General features: G+C 58.6%; 17 protein-coding genes. 9 read left to right on the plus strand and 8 right to left on the minus strand.

The genetic code is table 11. The features are described 5' to 3' along the window. The first annotated feature begins 97 nt into the window (after positions 1–97). From cmoM to DXXMK7_RS09665, 5 genes are all read left to right on the plus strand, one after another. Positions 98–919, plus strand: coding sequence for a tRNA uridine 5-oxyacetic acid(34) methyltransferase CmoM (gene cmoM / locus DXXMK7_RS09645; RefSeq protein ID WP_038918893.1), 822 nt, complete (start codon positions 98–100; stop codon positions 917–919). Then, complete coding sequence (mukF, locus tag DXXMK7_RS09650) at positions 916–2,238, plus strand: chromosome partition protein MukF (protein WP_038659203.1); 1,323 nt, start codon at positions 916–918, stop codon at positions 2,236–2,238. Before cmoM ends, mukF begins: the two co-directional genes overlap by 4 nt. After that, positions 2,219–2,953: a chromosome partition protein MukE gene (gene mukE / locus DXXMK7_RS09655; RefSeq protein WP_038918894.1), complete on the plus strand. Its 735-nt coding sequence runs from the start codon at positions 2,219–2,221 to the stop codon at positions 2,951–2,953. Before mukF ends, mukE begins: the two co-directional genes overlap by 20 nt. Beyond that, positions 2,950–7,389: a chromosome partition protein MukB gene (gene mukB, locus DXXMK7_RS09660; protein WP_038918895.1), complete on the plus strand. Its 4,440-nt coding sequence runs from the start codon at positions 2,950–2,952 to the stop codon at positions 7,387–7,389. Before mukE ends, mukB begins: the two co-directional genes overlap by 4 nt. Positions 7,390–7,577: 188 nt before the next feature. Next, the gene (locus tag DXXMK7_RS09665; RefSeq protein ID WP_038918896.1) at positions 7,578–8,891 is read left to right on the plus strand and encodes an FAD-binding oxidoreductase; all 1,314 of its coding nucleotides are present in this window, start codon (positions 7,578–7,580) and stop codon (positions 8,889–8,891) included. Positions 8,892–9,048: 157 nt separating this feature from the next. On the opposite strand, the gene DXXMK7_RS09670 is transcribed toward DXXMK7_RS09665, so the two are convergent. Beyond that, on the minus strand, positions 9,049–9,849 hold the full coding sequence (locus DXXMK7_RS09670; RefSeq protein ID WP_238555983.1) for a cyanophycin synthetase: 801 nt from the start codon (positions 9,847–9,849) through the stop codon (positions 9,049–9,051). A gap of 578 nt (positions 9,850–10,427) precedes the next feature. Here DXXMK7_RS09670 and cueO point away from each other — a divergent pair. Next, on the plus strand, positions 10,428–12,137 hold the full coding sequence (gene cueO / locus DXXMK7_RS09675; RefSeq protein ID WP_038918898.1) for a multicopper oxidase CueO: 1,710 nt from the start codon (positions 10,428–10,430) through the stop codon (positions 12,135–12,137). 45 nt (positions 12,138–12,182) lie between these two features. On the opposite strand, the gene DXXMK7_RS09680 is transcribed toward cueO, so the two are convergent. Further along, on the minus strand, positions 12,183–12,587 hold the full coding sequence (locus DXXMK7_RS09680; protein ID WP_038918899.1) for a helix-turn-helix domain-containing protein: 405 nt from the start codon (positions 12,585–12,587) through the stop codon (positions 12,183–12,185). A gap of 102 nt (positions 12,588–12,689) precedes the next feature. Between DXXMK7_RS09680 and DXXMK7_RS09685 the strand changes: the two genes are divergently transcribed. Beyond that, positions 12,690–13,802, plus strand: coding sequence for an NADH:flavin oxidoreductase (locus DXXMK7_RS09685; RefSeq protein WP_038920951.1), 1,113 nt, complete (start codon positions 12,690–12,692; stop codon positions 13,800–13,802). A gap of 58 nt (positions 13,803–13,860) precedes the next feature. On the opposite strand, the gene DXXMK7_RS09690 is transcribed toward DXXMK7_RS09685, so the two are convergent. The 4 genes from DXXMK7_RS09690 to DXXMK7_RS09705 all read right to left on the minus strand — a co-directional run bounded on the left by DXXMK7_RS09690 (position 13,861) and on the right by DXXMK7_RS09705 (position 16,974). Next, positions 13,861–14,349 (minus strand): NUDIX hydrolase, encoded by a 489-nt coding sequence (locus DXXMK7_RS09690; RefSeq protein WP_038659168.1) that lies wholly within the window; start codon positions 14,347–14,349, stop codon positions 13,861–13,863. Between the two features lie 214 nt (positions 14,350–14,563). Further along, positions 14,564–15,202 (minus strand): ribonuclease T2, encoded by a 639-nt coding sequence (locus tag DXXMK7_RS09695; protein ID WP_038918900.1) that lies wholly within the window; start codon positions 15,200–15,202, stop codon positions 14,564–14,566. A gap of 458 nt (positions 15,203–15,660) precedes the next feature. Further along, the gene (gene gstA / locus DXXMK7_RS09700; protein WP_038920952.1) at positions 15,661–16,266 is read right to left on the minus strand and encodes a glutathione transferase GstA; all 606 of its coding nucleotides are present in this window, start codon (positions 16,264–16,266) and stop codon (positions 15,661–15,663) included. 102 nt (positions 16,267–16,368) lie between these two features. After that, the gene (locus DXXMK7_RS09705; RefSeq protein ID WP_038918901.1) at positions 16,369–16,974 is read right to left on the minus strand and encodes an NUDIX domain-containing protein; all 606 of its coding nucleotides are present in this window, start codon (positions 16,972–16,974) and stop codon (positions 16,369–16,371) included. A gap of 183 nt (positions 16,975–17,157) precedes the next feature. On the opposite strand from DXXMK7_RS09705, the gene DXXMK7_RS09710 reads away from it, so the two are divergent. Beyond that, complete coding sequence (locus DXXMK7_RS09710) at positions 17,158–17,913, plus strand: DeoR/GlpR family DNA-binding transcription regulator (protein ID WP_038918902.1); 756 nt, start codon at positions 17,158–17,160, stop codon at positions 17,911–17,913. Positions 17,914–18,003: 90 nt separating this feature from the next. Here the strand turns inward: DXXMK7_RS09710 and DXXMK7_RS09715 are convergent, their stop codons facing one another. Next, the gene (locus tag DXXMK7_RS09715; RefSeq protein WP_038920954.1) at positions 18,004–18,942 is read right to left on the minus strand and encodes a LysR family transcriptional regulator; all 939 of its coding nucleotides are present in this window, start codon (positions 18,940–18,942) and stop codon (positions 18,004–18,006) included. Between the two features lie 101 nt (positions 18,943–19,043). Here DXXMK7_RS09715 and DXXMK7_RS09720 point away from each other — a divergent pair, with 101 nt between their 5' ends. Continuing rightward, positions 19,044–19,970 carry a carbon-nitrogen hydrolase family protein gene (locus DXXMK7_RS09720; protein ID WP_038918904.1) on the plus strand — a complete coding sequence of 309 codons (927 nt, stop codon included), beginning with the start codon at positions 19,044–19,046 and terminating at the stop codon, positions 19,968–19,970. Between the two features lie 16 nt (positions 19,971–19,986). Here DXXMK7_RS09720 and DXXMK7_RS21880 read toward each other — a convergent pair whose 3' ends face one another. Further along, on the minus strand, positions 19,987–20,406 hold the full coding sequence (locus tag DXXMK7_RS21880) for a hypothetical protein (RefSeq protein ID WP_071605201.1): 420 nt from the start codon (positions 20,404–20,406) through the stop codon (positions 19,987–19,989). Positions 20,407–20,411: the final 5 nt, after the last annotated feature.

The following is a 20,411-nucleotide window of genomic DNA, read 5'->3' on the forward strand; positions in this document are numbered from 1 at the left end:
AGACCATTTATTCTAGGCCAGCCTGTGACAGAATGTCAGGTTCAGAGAAAAACCAGTTGTTTAGGTAGTGCAGTCACCCATCATGCGGAACCGTGGAATGCAGGATCGTAATTTTAACGATATCGCTGACAAATTTGCCCGAAACATTTATGGCACCACCAAAGGGCGGCTGCGTCAGGCGGTATTGTGGCAGGATCTGGAAATCTTGTTGACGCGCCTGCCGTCGCAACCGCTGCGTATTCTGGATGCAGGCGGCGGCGAAGGGCCGATGTCCCGTCGTCTGGCCGCGTTGGGGCATCAGGTGTTGTTGTGCGACCTGTCCGATGAGATGATTGCGCGCGCCCGTGAGGCGGCGCAGGAAGCGGGGGTGGCTGATAATATGCGCTTCGTGCGGTGCGCCGCGCAGGATGTCGGCGCGCATTTGTCGCAGCCGGTGGATCTGGTGCTGTTTCACGCCGTGCTGGAGTGGGTGGCGGAGCCGCAGCAGGCGTTGCGTGCGTTGACCGACTGTCTGGCGCCGGGCGGCGCGCTGTCGCTGATGTTTTACAACCATCAGGCGTTGGTGATGCGCAACATGGTGCTGGGCAATTTCGGCTATGTGGACGCCGGCATGCCCAAGCGCAAACGCCGTTCGCTGTCGCCGGATCACCCGCTTGACCCGCCGCAGGTCTATCAGTGGCTCGCCGAACTGGGGCTACAGCTGAACGGCAAGACCGGCATACGGGTGTTTCATGACTACCTACAGAACAAGCAACAACAGATTGACGATTTTGACCTGCTGCTGGCGCTGGAACAGCGTTACTGCCGGCAGGAACCCTTTGTCAGCCTGGGGCGCTACATCCATGTCATGGCGCACAAGCATGTTATGGCACACAAGCATGTCATGGCGCACAAGCACCCTATGAAGGATGCATTATGAGTGATTTTTCCCAGACCGTACCCGAACTGGTTGCCTGGGCGAGAAAAAATGACTTCGCCATTACGCTGCCCACCGAGCGTCTGGCGTTTTTGCTGGCTATCGCCACCCTGAACGGCGAGCGCATGGACGGCGAAATGAGCGAAGGGGAACTGGTGGACGCCTTCCGTCACGTCAGCAAGGGTTTTGAGCAGACCAATGAAACCATTCCGGTGCGCGCCAATAATGCGATCAACGATCTGGTGCGTCAGCGGTTGATCAACCGTTTTACCAGCGAACTGGCGGACGGCAACGCTATTTATCGCCTGACGCCGCTGGGTATCGGCATCACCGACTATTACATTCGTCAGCGCGAGTTTTCCGCACTGCGCCTGTCGATGCAGTTGTCGATCGTGGCGCAGGAGCTGGGACGAGCGGCGGAAGCGGCGGAAGAGGGCGGCGACGAGTTCCACTGGCATCGCAATGTTTTCGCGCCGCTCAAGTATTCGGTGGCGGAGATTTTCGACAGCATCGACCTGTCGCAGCGGGTGATGGATGAGCAGCAACAAGGGGTGAAAGAGAATATCGCCGGGCTGCTCAATCAGGACTGGCGCGCTGCGATTTCCAGCTGTGAAAAGCTGTTGACCGAGACTTCCGATACCCTGCGGGAATTGCAGGACACGCTGGAAGCGGCGGGCGACAAGCTACAGACCAGCCTGCTGCGTATTCAGGACGCCACGCTCGGTCAGGCGGCGCTGTCGTTTGTCGACAATCTGGTCTTCGACCTGCAGGGCAAACTCGATCGCATCATTAGCTGGGGTCAGCAGAGCATCGACCTGTGGATCGGCTATGACCGTCACGTACATAAATTCATCCGTACCGCCATCGACATGGATAAAAATCGCGTGTTTTCCCAGCGTTTGCGCCAGTCGGTACAGAGCTATTTCGAGGCGCCGTGGGCGCTGACCTACGCCAATGCCGATCGTCTGCTGGATATGCGCGATGAGGAGCTGGCGCTGCGTTCCGAGGAAGTCACCGGCGAATTGCCGCCGGATTTGGAGTATGAAGCCTTTAGCGAAATCCGCGAGCAGATCGCCGCGATGATCGAGCAGGCGCTGCAAAAATACAAACAGCAACAAATACCGCTTAATCTGGGCGACGTAGTGCGGGAGTACCTGACGCAGTATCCGCGCTCGCAGCATTTCGACGTTGCCCGAATCGTGGTCGACCAGGCGGTTCGCCTGGGCGTGGCCGAAGCTGATTTCACTGGATTGCCTGCGCTGTGGCAGGCAATCAATGATTACGGAGCCAAGGTGCAGGCCCATGTCATCGATAAATATTGATCAACACGTTTGTGCGCGGCTGATGACCGCGCTCTCCAACACATTGTTTCCGGCGCTGGACAGCCAGTTGCGCGCCGGGCGCCACATTGGCGTGGAGGAGCTGGAGAATCACGTTTTCCTGATGGATTTTCAGGATGAGCTGGAACAATTCTACGGCCGTTACAACGTGGAGCTGATTCGCGCGCCGGAAGGCTTTTTCTACCTGCGGCCGCGCTCCACCACGCTGATCCCGCGCTCGGTGCTGTCCGAGCTGGACATGATGGTGGGCAAGATCCTTTGCTACCTCTACCTCAGCCCGGAACGTCTGGCGCACGAGGGGATTTTCAGCCAGCAGGAACTGTACGAGGAACTGCTGAGCCTGGCGGACGAAAACAAACTGTTGAAGCTGGTGAACCAGCGTTCCACCGGGTCGGACCTCGACCGGCAGAAACTGCAGGAGAAAGTCCGCACCTCGCTCAACCGTCTACGCCGTCTCGGCATGATTTATTTCATGGGGACCGACAGCAGCAAATTCCGCATTACCGAGGCGGTGTTCCGCTTCGGCGCCGATGTGCGCAGCGGCGACGATCCGCGCGAAGCACAACTGCGGATGATTCGCGACGGCGAAGCCATGCCGGTTGATGGCAGCCTGTCGCTGGACGATAGCGATGATGGCGACGGCGCCGGCGATAACGCTTCCAGTGATGACCAACGTGCTGAGGATGAACAGGAATGATTGAACGCGGTAAATTTCGCTCACTGACGCTGGTTAACTGGAACGGTTTCTTTGCCCGCACCTTTGATCTGGACGAACTGGTGACCACCCTGTCCGGGGGCAACGGCGCCGGGAAATCCACTACCATGGCGGCGTTTATCACCGCGCTGATCCCGGACCTGACGCTGCTGCACTTCCGTAATACCACGGAAGCGGGCGCCACCAGCGGCTCCCGCGACAAGGGGCTGCACGGCAAGCTGCGCGCCGGCGTGTGTTACTCGGTGCTGGATGTGGTCAATTCGCGCCATCAGCGCGTGCTGGTCGGGGTCAGGCTGCAGCAGGTCGCCGGGCGCGACCGCAAGGTCGACATCAAACCCTTCACCATTCAGGGGCTGCCGGTCGCCGTCTCGCCGACGCAGATCCTCACCCAGACGGTGGGCGATCGTCAGGCGCGGGTGTTGTCGCTGCAGGAAGTGAAAGACCGGCTCGACGAGTACGAAAGCGTCCAGTTCAAGCAGTTCAACTCCATCACCGATTACCATTCGCTGATGTTCGATCTCGGCGTCGTGCCGCGGCGCCTGCGTTCGGCATCGGACCGCAGCAAGTTCTATCGCCTGATCGAAGCCTCGCTGTACGGCGGGATTTCCAGCGCCATCACCCGGTCGCTGCGCGACTACCTGCTGCCGGAAAACAGCGGGGTGCGTAAAGCTTTCCAGGACATGGAAGCCGCGCTGCGCGAAAACCGCATGACGCTGGAGGCGATTCGCGTCACCCAGTCGGACCGCGACCTGTTCAAGCACCTGATTTCCGAAGCCACCTCTTACGTGGCGGCGGATTACATGCGCCACGCCAATGAACGGCGCATCCATCTGGACGGCTCGCTGGCGCTGCGTCGCGAATTGTTCGCCAGCCGCAAGCAGTTGATCACCGAGCAGACCCGTCATGTGGAAATGGCGCGGGAACTGCAAGAGCAGAGCGGCGCTGAAAGCGATCTGGAAACCGATTATCAGGCCGCCAGCGATCACCTCAATCTGGTGCAAACCGCGATGCGTCAGCAGGAGAAGATCGAACGTTACAACGCCGATCTGGAAGAACTGAGCTACCGGCTGGAAGAGCAAAACGAGGTGGTGGAAGAGGCGCGCGATCAGTTGGAAGAGAGCGAAGCCCGCGCCGACGCCGCCGAGCAGGAAGTGGACGAACTGAAAAGCCAGCTGGCCGACTACCAGCAGGCGCTGGATGTGCAGCAGACGCGCGCCATTCAGTACAATCAGGCGCAGCAGGCGCTGGAGCGCGCCCGCAGCTTGTGTCAGGTGCCGGAACTGACGCCGGACAATGCCGATGAATGGCTCGACAGTTTCCAGGCTAAAGAGCAGGAAGCCACCGAACTGCTGTTGATGCTGGAGCAGAAACTGAGCGTGGCGGACGCCGCCAACAGCCAGTTCGAACAAGCATACCAACTGGTATGCCGCATCGCCGGCGCCATCAGCCGCAGCGAAGCCTGGGACGTAGCTCGCGATGTGCTGCGCGACAGCTCTTCTCAGCGCTATCTGGCCGAGCAGGTGCAGCCGCTGCGCATGCGGTTGTCGGAGCTGGAACAACGCCGGCGCGAGCAGCAGGACGCCGAGCGTCTGTTGCAGGAGTTCGTCAAGCGCAGCGGTCAGGATTACCAGCCGGAAGATCTCGACAGCCTGCAGCAGGAGCTGGAAGCCCGTATCGAAGACCTGTCCGTCCGCGTGTCGGAAGCCGGCGAGCATCGTCTGGCGCTGCGTCAGGAACTGGAGCAGATCCAGCAGCGTATCGCACAGCTGACCGCCCGCGCGCCGGTATGGCTGGCGGCGCAGGAAGCCCTGACCCAGCTTGGCGAACAGAGCGGCGAAAACTTTGCCGACAGTCAGCAGGTCACCGAATTCATGCAGCAACTGCTGGAGCGCGAGCGTGAAACCACGGTGGAGCGCGACCGCGTCGCGGTACGCAAGCAGCAGGTGGATGCGCAGATTGAGCGCCTGAGCCAGCCGGGCGGTTCCGAAGATCCGCGCCTTAACGCGCTGGCGGAACGGTTTGGCGGGGTGCTGCTATCCGAAATCTATGACGACGTCACGTTGGATGACGCGCCGTATTTCTCCGCGTTATACGGTCCGTCGCGCCACGCCATCGTGGTGGCGGATCTGTCGCTGGTGCGCGAGCAACTGGCCGGTCTGGACGATTGCCCGGAAGATCTCTACCTGATCGAGGGGGATCCGCAGTCGTTCGACGACAGCGTGTTCGAGGTGGAAGAGCTGGAAAAAGCGGTGGTGGTGAAAATCGCCGAGCGCCAGTGGCGCTACTCGCGCTTCCCGGAAGTGCCGCTGTTCGGCCGCGCCGCCCGCGAGCAGCGGCTGGAGAGCTTGCGTGAAGAGCGCGAGCAACTGGCCGAGCAGTACGCCACGCTGTCGTTTGACGTGCAGAAGATTCAGCGCTTGCATCAGGCGTTCAGCCGCTTTATCGGCAGCCACCTGGCGGTGGTGTTCGAATCGGATCCGGAAGCGGAAATTCGCCAGATCAGCACCCGACGCGGCGAGCTGGATCGCGCCATCAGCAATTTCGATAGCGAAAACCAGCAGCAGCGTCAGCAGTATGAACAAGCCAAAGAGCAGGCCGGCATGCTGAACCGTCTGATTCCGCGTATCAGCCTGTTGTGCGACGACGCGCTGGCGGATCGGGTGGAAGAACTGCGCGAAGAGCTGGACGAAGCCGAAGAGGCCGCCCGTTTCATGCAGCAGCACGGTGCGTCGCTGGTGAAACTGGAACCGCTGGCGGCGGTGTTGCAGAACGACCCGCAACAGCATGAGCAGATGCGCGAAGATTACGCGCAGGCGCAGGCGGCGCAGCGTGCCGCCAAACAGCAGGCGTTCGCCCTGACTGAGGTGGTACAACGCCGCGCCCATTTCAGTTACACCGATTCGGCGGGCATGCTCAACGCCAACGCCGATCTCAACGATAAACTGCGTCAGCGGCTGGAGCAGGCGGAGCAGGAACGTACCCGCGCCCGCGAACAACTGCGCCAGCAGCAGGCGCAACTGACGCAGTACAGCCAGTTGCAGGCGTCGCTGAAGAGCTCTTCCGACGCCAAACGCGACATGCTGAAGGAACTGACGCAGGAACTGTCGGACATCGGCGTGCGCGCCGATGCGGACGCCGAAGCACGCGCTCGTACGCGTCGCGATGAACTGCACGCCGCCCTGAGCGCCAACCGTTCCCGCCGTAATCAACTGGAGAAACAGATCACCTTCTGTGAAGCGGAAATGGACGGCCTGCAGAAGAAACTGCGCAAGCTGGAGCGCGATTACCACGTCATGCGCGAGCAGGTGGTGACCGCCAAGGCGGGCTGGTGCGCGGTGATGCGGCTGGTGAAAGACAATGGCGTCGAGCGCCGTCTGCATCGCCGTGAACTGGCGTACATGAGCGGCGACGAACTGCGTTCTATGTCGGATAAGGCGCTGGGGGCGTTGCGTCAGGCGGTGGCGGACAACGAGCATCTGCGCGATGTGCTGCGTATGTCGGAAGATCCGAAACGGCCGGAACGCAAAGTGCAGTTCTACATTGCGGTGTACCAGCATCTGCGCGAGCGTATCCGTCAGGATATCATCCGTACCGATGACCCGGTGGAAGCCATCGAACAGATGGAGATTGAGCTGAACCGGCTGACCGAAGAGCTGACTGCCCGCGAGAAGACGCTGGCGATCAGTTCACGCAGCGTGGCGAACATTATCCGCAAGACCATTCAGCGCGAGCAGAACCGTATCCGTATGCTTAATCAGGGGCTACAGGCGGTAGCGTTCGGTCAGGTGAAGAGCGTGCGGCTGAATGTCAACGTACGCGAAACTCACACCACGCTGCTTAATGTGCTGTCCGAGCAGCAGGAACTGCATCAGGACCTGTTCAACAGCACCCGCCTGACCTTCTCCGAAGCGCTGGCGAAGCTGTATCAGCGCCTGAACCCGGAAATCGATATGGGGCAGCGCACGCCGCAGACTATCGGCGAAGAACTGCTGGATTACCGCAACTATCTGGAGATGGAAGTGGAAGTCAACCGCGGCGCCGACGGCTGGCTGCGGGCCGAGAGTGGGGCGCTGTCCACCGGTGAAGCTATCGGTACCGGGATGTCTATTCTGGTGATGGTGGTGCAGAGCTGGGAAGAAGAGTCCCGTCGCCTGCGCGGCAAGGATATTTCGCCGTGCCGTTTGCTGTTCCTCGACGAAGCGGCGCGTTTGGACGCCAAGTCCATCGCCACCTTGTTCGAACTGTGCGAACGGCTGGAAATGCAGCTGATTATCGCGGCGCCGGAGAACATCAGCCCGGAAAAAGGCACCACTTACAAACTGGTGCGGAAAGTGTTCCAGAACCACGAACATGTGCACGTGGTCGGGCTGCGCGGGTTTGGTGGCGAACAGATGGAAACGACGCAACAGGGATCGTAATACCGCTCATCCTGTTAATGCCCGCGATTCTGCGGGCATTTTTTTATCTGCCGTCCAGTGTCGTATGAATGTGGGACTGAATTGCCGTGGAACACCGAACTGTCGGAAGAAACGGCGGCCTGTGCATCGCCCGATCCGCCGGGTAAAATGCGGCACATAAATATAAGCATCAGATCAGGGAGAACATTTTGAACATCAATGCATTACCACTGGATGACAACACCAATGGCTGGTCGGCGATATTGTCGCCGCGAGAAAGCCGACCGGCGTTGCGCCGTTCGATCACCGCCGATTGGCTGGTGATTGGCGCGGGTTACGCCGGGCTGGCGTTCGCCCGCCGGATAGCGGAGAACCACCCGCATGAGCAGGTGGTGGTGCTGGATGCCGTCGACATTGACGACAGCGCGTCCGCGCGGAATTCCGGCTTCGCCATCGACCTGCCGCACAATATCGGCAGCTCCACCGCGGAGCTGGAAAAAGCCGCCAACTATCGCCGCCTGCTGCACGCCGGGCTGGCGCAACTGGAAACACTGATCGCCCGTTATGGCATTGATTGCGACTGGAACCGCCACGGCAAGTATCATTGCATTGTTCGACCTGAACTGAATGGATTGCTGGAGCAGTACGCCCACGAATTGCAGGCGCTGTCGGAGCCGTACCAGTTAGTGCAGGGCGATGCGCTGGCCCGCAAGCTGGGTACGTCCTATTACCATGCGGCGATCCATACGCCGAATTGCGTGTTGCTCAACCCGGCGGCGCTGGTGCGGGGGCTGGCGGATAGCCTGCCCGACAACGTGACGCTGTATGAGCGCTCGCCGGCGCTGGAGATCCAACCCGGCAAAACGGTGCGGGTGCGCACGCCTTACGGCGAGGTGCGAGCCCGGCATCTGATGGTGGCGACCAACGGCTGCGCCCGGCAACTGCCGATGTTCTCCCGTCAGGTGGTGGGGTTGTCGACGTTTGCCACGCTCACTGAACCGCTGACGGCGGAACAGCAACAGCGGATCGGCCAGATTGGCGAGTGGGGTATGACGCCGGCTAATGCCATCGCGGGCGCTACGCTGCGTTACACCCGCGATCGTCGTTTCCTGATTCGCCAGCATGTGGCTTATGTGCCGAGTTACACTGTCACGGCGCGCCACACTGCGGAGATTACGCGGCAGCATCAGGCGATTTTTCTGTCCCGCTTCCCGCAACTGGCCGAGGTATCGGTTGCCCATACCTGGTCCGGCATGATCAGCGTCACCCGTAACGGGGCGCCGGGCTGGGGAAAATATAGCGATAATTTGTATGCCGCCGTGGGGTGCAACGGCGCCGGTATCTCTAAGCAGACCGTCGCAGGCAGCACGCTGGCGGATCTGGCGACCGGCGTCGATAACCCGCTGATCGCTGATATGCAGGCGTTGGGTCGACCCAGTTATATCCCGCCACGTCCGTTGCTGGATATGGGCGTACGCGGCAGTATTTTGAAAGAGTGCTGGCTGGGACGAAAGGAATATTAGGCACGCTCTGCAATTATTCAGGTCTGACGTGCTCCGAATAATTGCGAAGCGCCATTTAAGCAGAACACCCTGTAAACTGAACACCTTTTCAATCGGGCCGCGTCATGGATGACGGGCTTTTTCCGGTTGCCGTGTTGCGGCGTTTTTATCCGCTCAATTAATGCTGTGTGATGGTGCTTTCCTGTTGAATCAGCAGCAGGATTTGCCGGTAAAGGGCTTTCACGCGCTCTCGTTGCTCCGGTCCTAGCGCTGCGTAATTGTTTAATCCCGGCGCAGAATTGATTTCGATAATATTCCAGGGCTGTGTAGCGGCATCCGTACATAAATCACGACAGATAATATCCACGCCGGCGATACGCAACCCCAATGACGCCGTGGCCGTTATTGCCAACTCGGCGAAGCTTTGATGGATGGTATCGGTAAAATCCACCGAGGTTCCGCCAGTGGAAAGATTGGCGTTATCAAGAAGAAAGGTTTTCTGCCCCGCAGGCAGAATGGTCTTGCGGCTCAGGCCCATATCGGCCAGCTTGATATCGATACGCGGGTCGTGCGGGTTAATCTGGCTGCCGGGGCGCCCGCGATGAGTCAGACTCTGTTGCGCCGCGACCAGCAGTTGCTGGATTGTCCGCACGCCATCGCCATAAACGGCCAGCGGAAATCGCTCGTATGCCGAGATCACGGTTCCACCCAGCACCACCACCCGGTAGTCCCGCCCCTGACACACTTGTTCCACCAATAACACATCCGTGCGGGAAAAAATATGGTTGCAGATCGCCGCCATCGACGGCATATCATAAACTTTGGTGACCCAGGCTCCCTGACTCAGATTGTTGGGTTTTACAAATACCGGCAACCCGAGCGAGCCGGCAAACCGTCCGGCGGCAGCAATGCCTCTTCTGCTTTCCGGCGCCAGTCGGTTATTCAGCGTTTCCGAAAAGAAGGTTTTTCCCAGCGGCACGTTAAACCCATTTTTGCGCAAGAAATATTTCGTGTAGGACTTGTCCTGAGCGATAGCCGAGGATGCGGAAGGGTTAAGGTTGAGATTGGTGTTTTTGAATAAATGTTTCTTTCCGTCAGGGAATATTATTTCACCGACAAAACTGAATTCCGGCTCAAATTCGATTTGGATGCCTAATGTGGGTGCTATTTCTGATAGCAAAGCGGAAACAAAGGGATAATTCATTTTTCATCTCGCTATACGGTGTATTACCGATAATGACATTGTCGTCGGCGTTATTATTGCAAAGCGAGGCGCGGGAGCTGAAATGCGCTGGAGTAAAATCAGAGTGGTCCGAGTAAAGCATTCAGCGGTTATAACGGCTGACTGATGAAAAATAAAAATATATCTACTGTTTAATAAAATGTCTTTTTGTTGTGCCTGAGACGGGCTTGGATTCTGTCGAGCCTTATATTCACAGTATGGAAATACGTAGTGGAATGGAATAAAAACGCTTGACCTTCCTGTTACTGGAAGGTGCAGTCTGCCAGCGACTACCAATCATTTTCCTGAATGATATCCGCATGGAGGAGAGACGTATGCGTCGCCGCGAGTTTATCAAATTGGGCGCCATGCTGGGGGCGGCTAGCGCTTTGCCCTGGTGGAGCCGTTTCGGCTGGGCCGAGGAGCGCCCGACCTTGCCGGTGCCGCCGCTGCTGGCGCCGGATGCGGGCGGCAATATCGCCCTGAAGTTGCAGACCGGCAGCATGCGCTGGCTGACAGGGCTGGAAACCGCCACCTGGGGCGTCAACGGCGGATTTCTGGGGCCGGCGCTGCAACTGGAGCAGGGGCAGGCGGTGACCCTCAACGTTACCAACACCCTACCTGAAACCACAACGCTGCACTGGCATGGGCTGGAAATTCCGGGCAATGCGGATGGCGGTCCGCAGGCGGAGATCGCGCCGGGCAAAACCTGGACCGCCGCGTTCCGGGTCGAGCAGCCGGCGGCGACAGCGTGGTTTCATCCGCATACCCACGGAGTGACCGGCCGTCAGGTGGCGATGGGGCTGGGCGGCCTGATTCTGATTCAGGATGCCGCCAGCCGGGCATTGCCGCTGCCGTCGCAGTGGGGCGTGGATGATATCCCGCTGATCCTGCAAGACAAACGTCTGGATACGAAAGGGCAAATTGACTATCAACTGGATGTTATGTCGGCGGCGGTCGGCTGGTTTGGCGATCTGATGCTGACCAACGGCGCGCGCTACCCGCAACATGCCGCGCCGCGCGGGTGGCTGCGGCTGCGGGTCCTGAACGGCTGTAACGCGCGTTCGCTGACGCTGGCGGCCAGCGATGGGCGACCGCTGTATGTGATTGGCAGCGATGGCGGACTGCTGGCGGAGCCGGTGGCAGTGAGCGCATTGAACGTACTGATGGGTGAACGTTTTGAGGTGCTGGTGGATGCACGTGACGGTAAGGCGTTCGATGTGGTGACGCTGCCGGTTACACAGATGGGGATGAGCGTGCCGCCGTTTGATCAGCCCTTGCCGGTATTACGCATTCAGCCAACCCTGCAACCCGGCGCCGGCGCGCTGCCGGAAACGTTGGCGACACTGCCGGCGCTGCCGTCAACGGCGGGGCTAAAAACGCGCCAACTGCAGCTAACCATGGACCCGCAGCTCGATATGCTGGGTATGCAGGCGCTGATGCAGCGCTATGGCATGCAGGCGATGGCGGGCATGGATATGGCGGGACACGGCGCTATGCAGGGGATGTCGCAGGGTGGTATGGACATGTCGTCATCCGCGTCGTCCGGAATGCAGCATGGCGGTATGAGCATGAATCATGGCGGCATGGATCAGGGTGGAATGAATCACGGAGGTATGAACCACAGCGGTATGAACCACGGCGGTATGAACCACGGCGGTATGAACCATCAGACAGGTCAGGCGTCGGCGCCGTTGGATATCCTGTCCGGCAACCGCATCAATGGCGCGGCGTTCCAGATGGGGCAGCCCCTGTTTGACGTCCGGCGCGGCGACGTCGAGGTGTGGAGCATATCCGGGCAAGGCGACATGATGCTGCATCCCTTCCATATTCACGGCACCCGTTTTCGCATCCTGTCCGAAAATGGCAAACCGCCCGCCGCACACCGGCGTGGCTGGAAAGACATTGTGCATGTGGAAGGCGCTCGCAGCGAGGTGCTGGTGCAGTTCAATCACCCGGCGCCGAAAGAGCGGGCGTTTATGGCGCATTGCCATCTGCTGGAGCATGAAGACACCGGCATGATGATGTCGTTTACCGTGTCCTGATACCGCTCGCCTGACAGGCGATGTCCGCGCATTGACGACCTTCATTCAGGCGTTGCTGTCGGACATCGCTCGGGTTTGTTCTTCCTGTCGTTGATCAAAGACTTCCCGCGCCAGCGCCACTTGCGGCAGGTATTCCACCGTCCAGCGGTAAAGCGCCTGAAACGGTTCTTTCAGGGTGTGTCCGAGCGGGGTGATGTGGTATTCCACCGCAATCGGCGAGAAAGTCAGCACCCGCCGCTCCACGATACCGTTGCGCTCCAGTTTGCGCAGACACTGCGTCAGCGCTTTTTGCGTAATGCCTTCCAGGCTGCGTTTGATTTCGTTAAAGCGTAGTGGTTTTTCACACAGCGCGCCCAGCACCAGCACCGACCATTTATCGGCGATCTGTTCCAGCAGAAAGCGGCTGGGGCAGTTGGCATGCGAGAACGGGGATACGCAGGGTTTCAGCATATAGTGGTTTCCTTTAGGCTACCTGGTAGCATTCATGTGCCTGATTGACACCAGGTTTACATTGTATACCATCACGGGTTCATGCCCAAGGAGATGAATTACATGGCTAATACTGAAGTTCTGTTCCGTCCGTTTACGCTAAAAACGCTGGAATTAAAAAACCGTATCGTGATGGCGCCGATGACCCGCACCTTCGCGCCTGAAGGCATTCCGGGCGATGATATTGCCGCCTATTATCGCCGTCGGGCGCAAGGCGAGGTAGGCCTGATTCTGTCGGAAGGCACCGTGGTGGATCGTCCCGGTTCGCGTAACCATCCCGGCATTCCGTTCTTCCACGGCGAACGCGCGCTGAATGGCTGGCAGAAGGTGATTAACGAGGTCCACGCCGCGGGCGGCAAAATGGGGCCGCAGCTGTGGCATGTCGGTTCGGCACCGCTTAACGGCGTGGATTGGGAGCCGGATTACATCGAAAGCCCGTCTGGTTTGTTCTCGCCGGAGGTGGAACGCGGCCATGCCATGACCGATGAAGACATCGCCGATACCATTTCCGCATTTGGCCGCGCGGCTGCCGACGCGAAACGTCTGGGTTTTGATACGCTGGAACTGCACGGCGCGCACGGCTACCTGATCGACCAGTTCTTCTGGGGCGGAACCAACCAGCGCACCGATGCATTCGGCGGCGCGACGATCAAACAACGCGCACGGTTTGCCGCCGAGGTAGTGAAGAGCGTCCGCGAAGCGGTAGGACCGGACTTCCCGTTGATTCTGCGCGTTAGCCAGTGGAAACAGCAGGATTACAGCGCCCGTCTGGCGCCGACGCCGCTGGCGCTGGAAGACTGGCTGGCGCCGCTGGTGTCCGCCGGTGTGGATATTCTGCACTGCTCCCAGCGTCGTTTCTGGGAACCGGAATTCCCGGATGTGGATGGCGAAAACGGCCTGAACTTCGCCGGCTGGACCAAAAAAGTGACCGGAGCGGCCACGATCAGCGTGGGTTCCGTCGGGCTGTCGGATGAATTCTTCAGCGCCTTTGCCGGCAAAGGCTCCAACCCGGCTAGCCTCGATAAACTGCTGGACCGCATGGCGCGTGATGAGTTTGATTTGATCGCGGTGGGGCGTGCGCTGCTGACCGATCCAAACTGGGCCGCAAAAGTCCGCCAGCAGGAGCTGGAAACCCTCAAAGGGTTCGAACCGGCTTCCCTCGGCCAACTGGTGTAAGCGTTATCAGGCCCCGGCGCACCGGGGCCATTGTTTCCGGTTATCGCATTTACGGCGGTTATAGCATACGAATCGCGGCGTTGACGACAAAGCGACTCTCTTCGCTGATGGGGCAGTCTTCCGGAATATCCGCAGGCTGACGCACGATCTGCCAGGCATCGTGCTCTTGTCCATTCAGACACACCTCTTCCTGCATGACGTCGACCAGAAAATTCCACTGACGAACTTTCTCGTTAACCGGCGTCAGATAATCGAAAAAGCCCAGATAATGACGGATATAACGCAACCGCAGGCCGGTCTCTTGCTGTAATTCCCGCATCAGGGTGGCAAGCAGGTTGTGATCGCCGGGCTCGCGGCTGCCGCCGGGGATCTCCCAGTGGCCGGGCAGCACCGGATCGTTGGCGCTACGGCGCACCAGCAGAATTCCGCCCCGGAATACTACCGCGGCAGCCATTGTCTGACGGGTAATCCCTTCCTGTTGCGCCTGAAATTCAAACTGGCACAACATCCTGGTGTAGGTGCTGTCCTGAGGTGAAAACAAAAACATGCTGTATACCTGCACTGGGGTGAATGGGGTATGTCCAACCGGGCATGCTAACGATCCCGGATGACAGTGATATTTCACATGCAGAATAAATACAATAGAAATCTTTACAAAAGTAAATATTGTTATTCAATGTATCTACATTCACTGACAGTAAGCCCGCCGTCAGGCGGGCTAAAAGGAGCATTCTACCGTGCGTCAGGCACGAGAGAACGGATCAACGCACGTTAGGAACGCGGATGTTACCGTCGCGACACTGGGTTTTTACCGCTTTGCCGCAGGACTGGAAGTTCAGGTCTTTGTCCATACAGACGCGGATTTCAGACAGTTCCGCGCCGCTGCAAACTGCGACGATACTCTCTTGCGGCAGCGCGGGATTACTCTGGTGAAACGCGGTCAGAATCTGCTGCGCCGTCAGTTGCAACGGCTTGACCGGCGCCTGGAAACTGGCCGGAATTTTCACCTTGGTCAGCGCGTTATCTGCCGCCTGAAGGTAACCATTCGCTCCCAGTCCGCTGCAGGTACCGTGTTTAGTCCATTCGTGGGTGAGCAAGGTATCGGTGGGGAACAGGGTATTGCCGTATTTGCGCTCCTGCGCGGTAAGCGCGGTAATCGGCGGGCAGTCCTGCGGCCAGCCGCCGTTGGCATATTGCGGCCATAAACCGTGCAACACAAAGCCATACCCTTTGGTGCACTGTTCATTATTGGCGTGGGTCAGGCAGAAAGTAGGCGACCAGGATAAGGTCAGCAGGTAGTAATCAAAAACGCCCGCCTGACCTTTGGCCTGAACGGCGGGACTGGACATGATGCCGGCAGCCAGCATCAATCCGGCCAGTAACGAACATATTTTCTTCATAACCCTCTCCTGTCGTGTATTTCTGTGTTTCAGGCACGCATTCTCGTGCCCAATTTGTGTTGATAAACGCATTCGGATGCGATGAGCACACCCCTGAACACGGATAAATAACCCATGAACCTTTGCCATTGACCTTATTTTTTAAGATCGAAAACGGGGAATAAATAACCGTAAAACCTGTGCGATGATCGCAGACAGGTGTAATAGTGTATGAAGATAAAAACGCGAAATGTCAATTTTCAGGGGGATTTTTATTAAAAACGTCTGTTGAATAAACGGGTTGGCGAGCTGTGAATCTAAGGGGCGATTTATCGTTGGTTGTCATCCTAAAAAAAGAAAGACGCATAATAATCGAAGTGAAATAAATAAAGATGACAAGTAATTCTTTGGCTAATTATTATTTTTCCCCACCGGGTGGGGAAAAGAACATGTGCGCGGTACGCGCACATGAATAACCATCAGTCGCGGTGTTCCGCCGCCAGCGTCGCTTTTACCGCCGGTCGTTCGGCGACGCGCGTCATATAGGCGTTAAGCGCGTTCAGGTCGGCAAGCTCAATACCGACGTAACCAGCCCAGCGCGTTACGGTGAACAGGTAGGCGTCCGCCACACTGAAGGTGTCGCCGCAAAACCAGGGCTGGGTGCTCAGGCGCTGATTAATACGGTTGAACAGCGTGCGCAGACGTTCACGCGCCGTGGCCTGCGTACTTTCGTGCGTATTCGGGCGAAAGAGCGGCGAGAAGGATTTGTGCAGTTCGGAACTGATGAAGTTCAGGGCTTCCTGCAACTGGTAGCGGCCCAGCGTACCGTTTTCCGGCGCCAGCGCTTTGGCAGGAGCCTGATCGGCCAGATATTGCAGGATGGCGACGCCTTCGCTCAGGCGCGCGCCATTTTCCAGCTCCAGCAACGGCACTTGCCCGGCGGCATGGATGTGGTAGTAATCGGAGCCGTCTTCCAGCGTATGCGTGGCAAGGTTCACGGGGACTGCGGTAAAAGGCAGCCCGGATTCGCGCAGAATGATATGGGATGCCATTGAGCAGGCGCCGGGAGAATAATACAGTTTCATCATGATGATTCAGTCATCCATTATTACGTTCAGGATTATGTTCAGGGGAACGGCGAGTTATTACACTCGCCGAAAAACTTATCAAAATTCAGGGAATTGGCATTAACGCTTCGTGCCGTCGAACGGCAGGCAGCGATGCAGTGCGACGTATTGCACCAGCATGATGGTTTTGGCGTCCATAATCGTGCCGTCGTCAATTGCCGCCAGTGCCTGCGGCAGGGTCATTTCCAGCGTTTCCACGTCTTCGCCTTCGTCCTCCACGCCGCCGCCCGCGCTGATACGGGAATGGTCGTCGTATTCGCCCAGAAAGAAGTAGAGTTTTTCCGTCACCGAACCGGGGCTCATGTACGACTCCATCACCTTGCGGACATTAAATACCCGGTAGCCGGTTTCTTCCTCCGCCTCGGCGCGAATACGCACCTCGGGTTCCGCGTGGTCGAGCAGGCCGGCGGCGGCTTCAATCAGCATCCCGTCGTGCCCGTTGACGAACACGGGGAAGCGAAACTGGCGGGTCAGCAGCAGCGTCTGTTTCTGGCGATGATACAGCAGGATAACGGCGCCGTTGCCGCGATCATAGGTTTCCCGGCTCTGCCGCTGCCAGGTGCCATCGCGGCGCAGAAAGTCGAAGGTGGTTTTTTTCAGCAGATACCAATCGTTAGCCAATACAACGCTGTCGATAATGCGTATCCGGTCCCGTGTGGCAAGCATCATGACTCTCCTGAACAAGTAGTGAGCGGTTATCCTAACGTAATCTTTCGTGCGATCTCAATTGTTATCATGCAATTTCGTGCATTCATTTGTGCCGGAAAAGCGTGCTAATAACCATAAAACGTGCAAAATCAGGCAGTATCAGGTAAATAAGGGGGGTGACTGACTCATTCGGGGAACATCATGCTGACCACGCAGCGTAAACAGCGGATTCTGGAACAACTGGCGGCCGAAGGGCAGGTGCTGGCGAAACAATTGAGCGAGGCATTTGGCGTATCGGAAGATACCATCCGGCGTGATTTGCGGGAGCTGGCCAGCGAGGGCCGATTGCAACGAGTGCACGGCGGCGCGTTGCCCGCGTCCGGCACGGTGGTCAGCTTTGAAGCGCGCAGCCGGATGGCGACAGGCGCCAAACATCAGCTGGCGCGGGCCGCGGCCGCCATGATCCTGCCGGGGCAGGTGGTGATGATTGACGGCGGCACCACCAGCGGCGAACTGGTGAAATCTCTGCCGCTTACGCTGACCGCCACGGTGGTGACCCACAGCCCGAGCGTGGCGGTGGCGCTGGTAAACCATCCGGGCATTGAGGTGGTATTGATTGGCGGGCGTCTCTACAAACACTCTCTGGTGGCGGTGGGTGCCGCTGCGGTGGAAGCGCTGGCTCCGATTCGGGCCGACGTGTTTTTTATGGGGGTGACCGGCGTGCATCCGCAGGCGGGGTTCAGTACCGGCGATCTGGAAGAGGCGTATATCAAGCGGGCGCTGGCGGCGCGCGCGGCGGAAACGGTGGTCATGGCGACGCAGGATAAGCTGAACGTGGCCTCCCGCTATGCGATTGGCGAATTAGCCATGGCCGGCACGCTGATTGTGGAATCCACCGTCCCGGATGAGGTTATTGCGCCTTTTGCGCAGGCCGGGTTAAGTCTGGTTCGGGCTTAAGCTCGGTAATACGACGTGAGCGCTATCGTAATGGGAGATCGTGCAGAAACGTGCATGACGTGGCCTATACGCCAGTGCAAACGCCGGCTATCACCGCTCAGATAACGGGCGAGCCGGCGCGAACCACTGAAACTCGCCCGCCAACTGGCTGAGCGTTTCACGCACCAGACGAACCGCGCTGTCACGTATGACGGTCGGCCGGAATCCCAGCTCGATGGCATAATCCGGCATGGACAACGGACAAGGCAGGCAGCGCAGATGTGGCGTACGGGCGGCGATGGCCTGAGCGGCGTGGGCGGGCAGCGTCGCCAACAGGGTGTCATCCTGCAACAGCCAGGGGATCGCGGCAAAATGGGTGGTGGAGGCGGCAATACGCCGACTGAGCCCCTGTTCCGCCAGCTGTTCATCCACCAGCCCGATGTGCCCGCCGTGCGAGATCAGCAGGTGCGGCGTCTGAATAAACCGCTCCAGCGATAGTGCGGTCACGTCACGGACCACCAGACAGGCATAGCCGCCGCTGGCGACCTGTACCTTCGAGAGTGAGCGGTAGCTGAAGCCGCCAGCCGTCAGCGCCAGATCCAGTTCGTGGCGCAGCAGCAGGTCCGCCGCGATCTGACTGTGGGCCTGACGAAACACCAGCCGTAATCCCGGCGCCCGCTGTTGCAGGCGGGCGATCAGCGCCTGCCCCAGCGCCAGTTCAAAATCATCCGACAGCCCCAGGGTTACGGTGCGGCCGGCATACGCCTGCGGATTGGGTTGAAGCAACGTCAGCGTTTCACGGCACTTGTTGAGCGCATCGCTGACCAGCGGTTGCAGCTCATGTGCCCGCGGCGTCGGCATCAAACCTCGCCCGGTACGCACGAACAGCGGGTCGCCGTACCACTGCTTCAGCCGTTTTAGCGCCGCGCTGACGGCGGACTGGGTGATGCCAAGGCGTAAGCCGGCCCGGCTGGCGCTGCCTTCCTCGTATAACGCTTCAAAGGTTTTGAGCAGGTTCAAATCCAGACTGCTGATATTTATTTCATTCATATCAATCAACAACGAAATGGGCTTCATTCAACTCAGCGGGATAGGCAGCATATCACTATCGCTGGCCCGTCGGGCCATCGCAACTAACCGGAGAACAAACTATGGCGACATCGGTGGTGGCAGCATTGCAAATCGGGAGTTCACCCGCTGGCAAAGCAGCGACGCTGGAGGCGATTCTGGCATGGGAAGGGGACATTGCCCGCAGCGGCGCGAAGCTGGTGGTCATGCCGGAAGCGCTATTGGGGGGATACCCGAAGGGCGAGACGTTCGGCACCTATCTGGGCTATCGCCTGCCGCAAGGGCGCGAAGCGTTTGCACAGTATTACCACCACGCCGTCGATCTGGATGGCGAAGAGTGTGCGGCGCTGGCGGCGTTGTCGGCTCGTACCGGCGCCACGCTGGTGGTGGGCGCCATTGAACGTGACGGCAACACGCTATATTGCACGGCGTTGTTTTTCACGCCGGAGGCCGGGCTGGCGGGCAAGCACCGCAAACTGATGCCCACCGGCGCCGAGCGGCTGATCTGGGGGCAGGGCGACGGTTCCACCTTGACGGTGCTGGATTCACCGGTGGGTAAAGTCGGCGCGGCGATCTGTTGGGAAAACTACATGCCATTGCTGCGTATGGCGATGTACGGCAAAGGGGTACAGATCTGGTGCGCGCCGACGGTGGACGAACGCGATATCTGGCAAGCCTCGATGCGGCATATCGCCCACGAAGGGCGCTGCTTCGTGATTACCGCCTGTCAGGTGCAGCCGTCGCCTGCCGCGTTGGGCATTGAGGTGCCCGGCTGGGATCCGCAACGGCCGCTGATCAACGGCGGCAGCCTGATCGTCGATCCGCTGGGCAACGTACTGGCCGGGCCGCTGACCGGTCAGGCCGGCTTGCTGACGGCGGAAATCGACACCGACCTGCTGGTCGGCGCCCGTTATGATCTGGACGTGGTCGGCCACTACGCCCGGCCGGACGTGTTCTCGCTGACGGTGGATGAGCGGGAGCGGAAGGCGGTGAGGTATTGGGGGGATTAGGGTGTAGCCGTAAATACTACTTACTATTGCACGTGGGTAACGCACCGTGAGCGCAAACAAACTTCAGAATTTGCCTGCGCTCTAAATATCTTATGTATGCTGATGTATAAATATCGTCTATTTGGATAGGGCATACAGATACCCAAAGCATGCTTTCTGGCACATCCCCGAATACTTTTTTGTTTCTGCGAAAAGTATTGCCACCAGAATGACCGGGTTTCTCGTTAAAGGCGGATACAGCGAATTGATGAATTCGCTTACCAAGCGTTTGACTTGTCGTTTCGCCGATATAGATGATGGATGCGTTGTTGGAACGATAATCAGAAGGTTCAGTTTCACTTCTGGCGATCATATATACGCCGGGAAGATCTTTTCCGGCGATATCCCGTCTTTTTGTCAGGTTTATCCACGGGTGGAATTTAACTTTTCCAAACATACGAC

Origin of the sequence: Dickeya sp. MK7, assembly GCF_000406305.1 — a bacterium.
In the GTDB taxonomy this organism is placed as follows: domain Bacteria; phylum Pseudomonadota; class Gammaproteobacteria; order Enterobacterales; family Enterobacteriaceae; genus Dickeya; species Dickeya fangzhongdai.

Excerpts from the sequence above, each read along its gene's own strand:
- cmoM (WP_038918893.1), top strand. The coding sequence starts at position 98 with ATGCAGGATCGTAATTTTAACGATATCGCTGACAAATTTGCCCGAAAC.
- mukF (WP_038659203.1), top strand. The coding sequence starts at position 916 with ATGAGTGATTTTTCCCAGACCGTACCCGAACTGGTTGCCTGGGCGAGA.
- mukE (WP_038918894.1), top strand. The coding sequence starts at position 2,219 with ATGTCATCGATAAATATTGATCAACACGTTTGTGCGCGGCTGATGACC.
- mukB (WP_038918895.1), top strand. The coding sequence starts at position 2,950 with ATGATTGAACGCGGTAAATTTCGCTCACTGACGCTGGTTAACTGGAAC.
- cueO (WP_038918898.1), top strand. The coding sequence starts at position 10,428 with ATGCGTCGCCGCGAGTTTATCAAATTGGGCGCCATGCTGGGGGCGGCT.
- DXXMK7_RS09680 (WP_038918899.1), bottom strand. The coding sequence starts at position 12,587 with ATGCTGAAACCCTGCGTATCCCCGTTCTCGCATGCCAACTGCCCCAGC.
- DXXMK7_RS09685 (WP_038920951.1), top strand. The coding sequence starts at position 12,690 with ATGGCTAATACTGAAGTTCTGTTCCGTCCGTTTACGCTAAAAACGCTG.
- DXXMK7_RS09690 (WP_038659168.1), bottom strand. The coding sequence starts at position 14,349 with ATGTTTTTGTTTTCACCTCAGGACAGCACCTACACCAGGATGTTGTGC.
- DXXMK7_RS09695 (WP_038918900.1), bottom strand. The coding sequence starts at position 15,202 with ATGAAGAAAATATGTTCGTTACTGGCCGGATTGATGCTGGCTGCCGGC.
- gstA (WP_038920952.1), bottom strand. The coding sequence starts at position 16,266 with ATGAAACTGTATTATTCTCCCGGCGCCTGCTCAATGGCATCCCATATC.
- DXXMK7_RS09705 (WP_038918901.1), bottom strand. The coding sequence starts at position 16,974 with ATGCTTGCCACACGGGACCGGATACGCATTATCGACAGCGTTGTATTG.
- DXXMK7_RS09710 (WP_038918902.1), top strand. The coding sequence starts at position 17,158 with ATGCTGACCACGCAGCGTAAACAGCGGATTCTGGAACAACTGGCGGCC.
- DXXMK7_RS09715 (WP_038920954.1), bottom strand. The coding sequence starts at position 18,942 with ATGAATGAAATAAATATCAGCAGTCTGGATTTGAACCTGCTCAAAACC.
- DXXMK7_RS09720 (WP_038918904.1), top strand. The coding sequence starts at position 19,044 with ATGGCGACATCGGTGGTGGCAGCATTGCAAATCGGGAGTTCACCCGCT.
- DXXMK7_RS21880 (WP_071605201.1), bottom strand. The coding sequence starts at position 20,406 with ATGTTTGGAAAAGTTAAATTCCACCCGTGGATAAACCTGACAAAAAGA.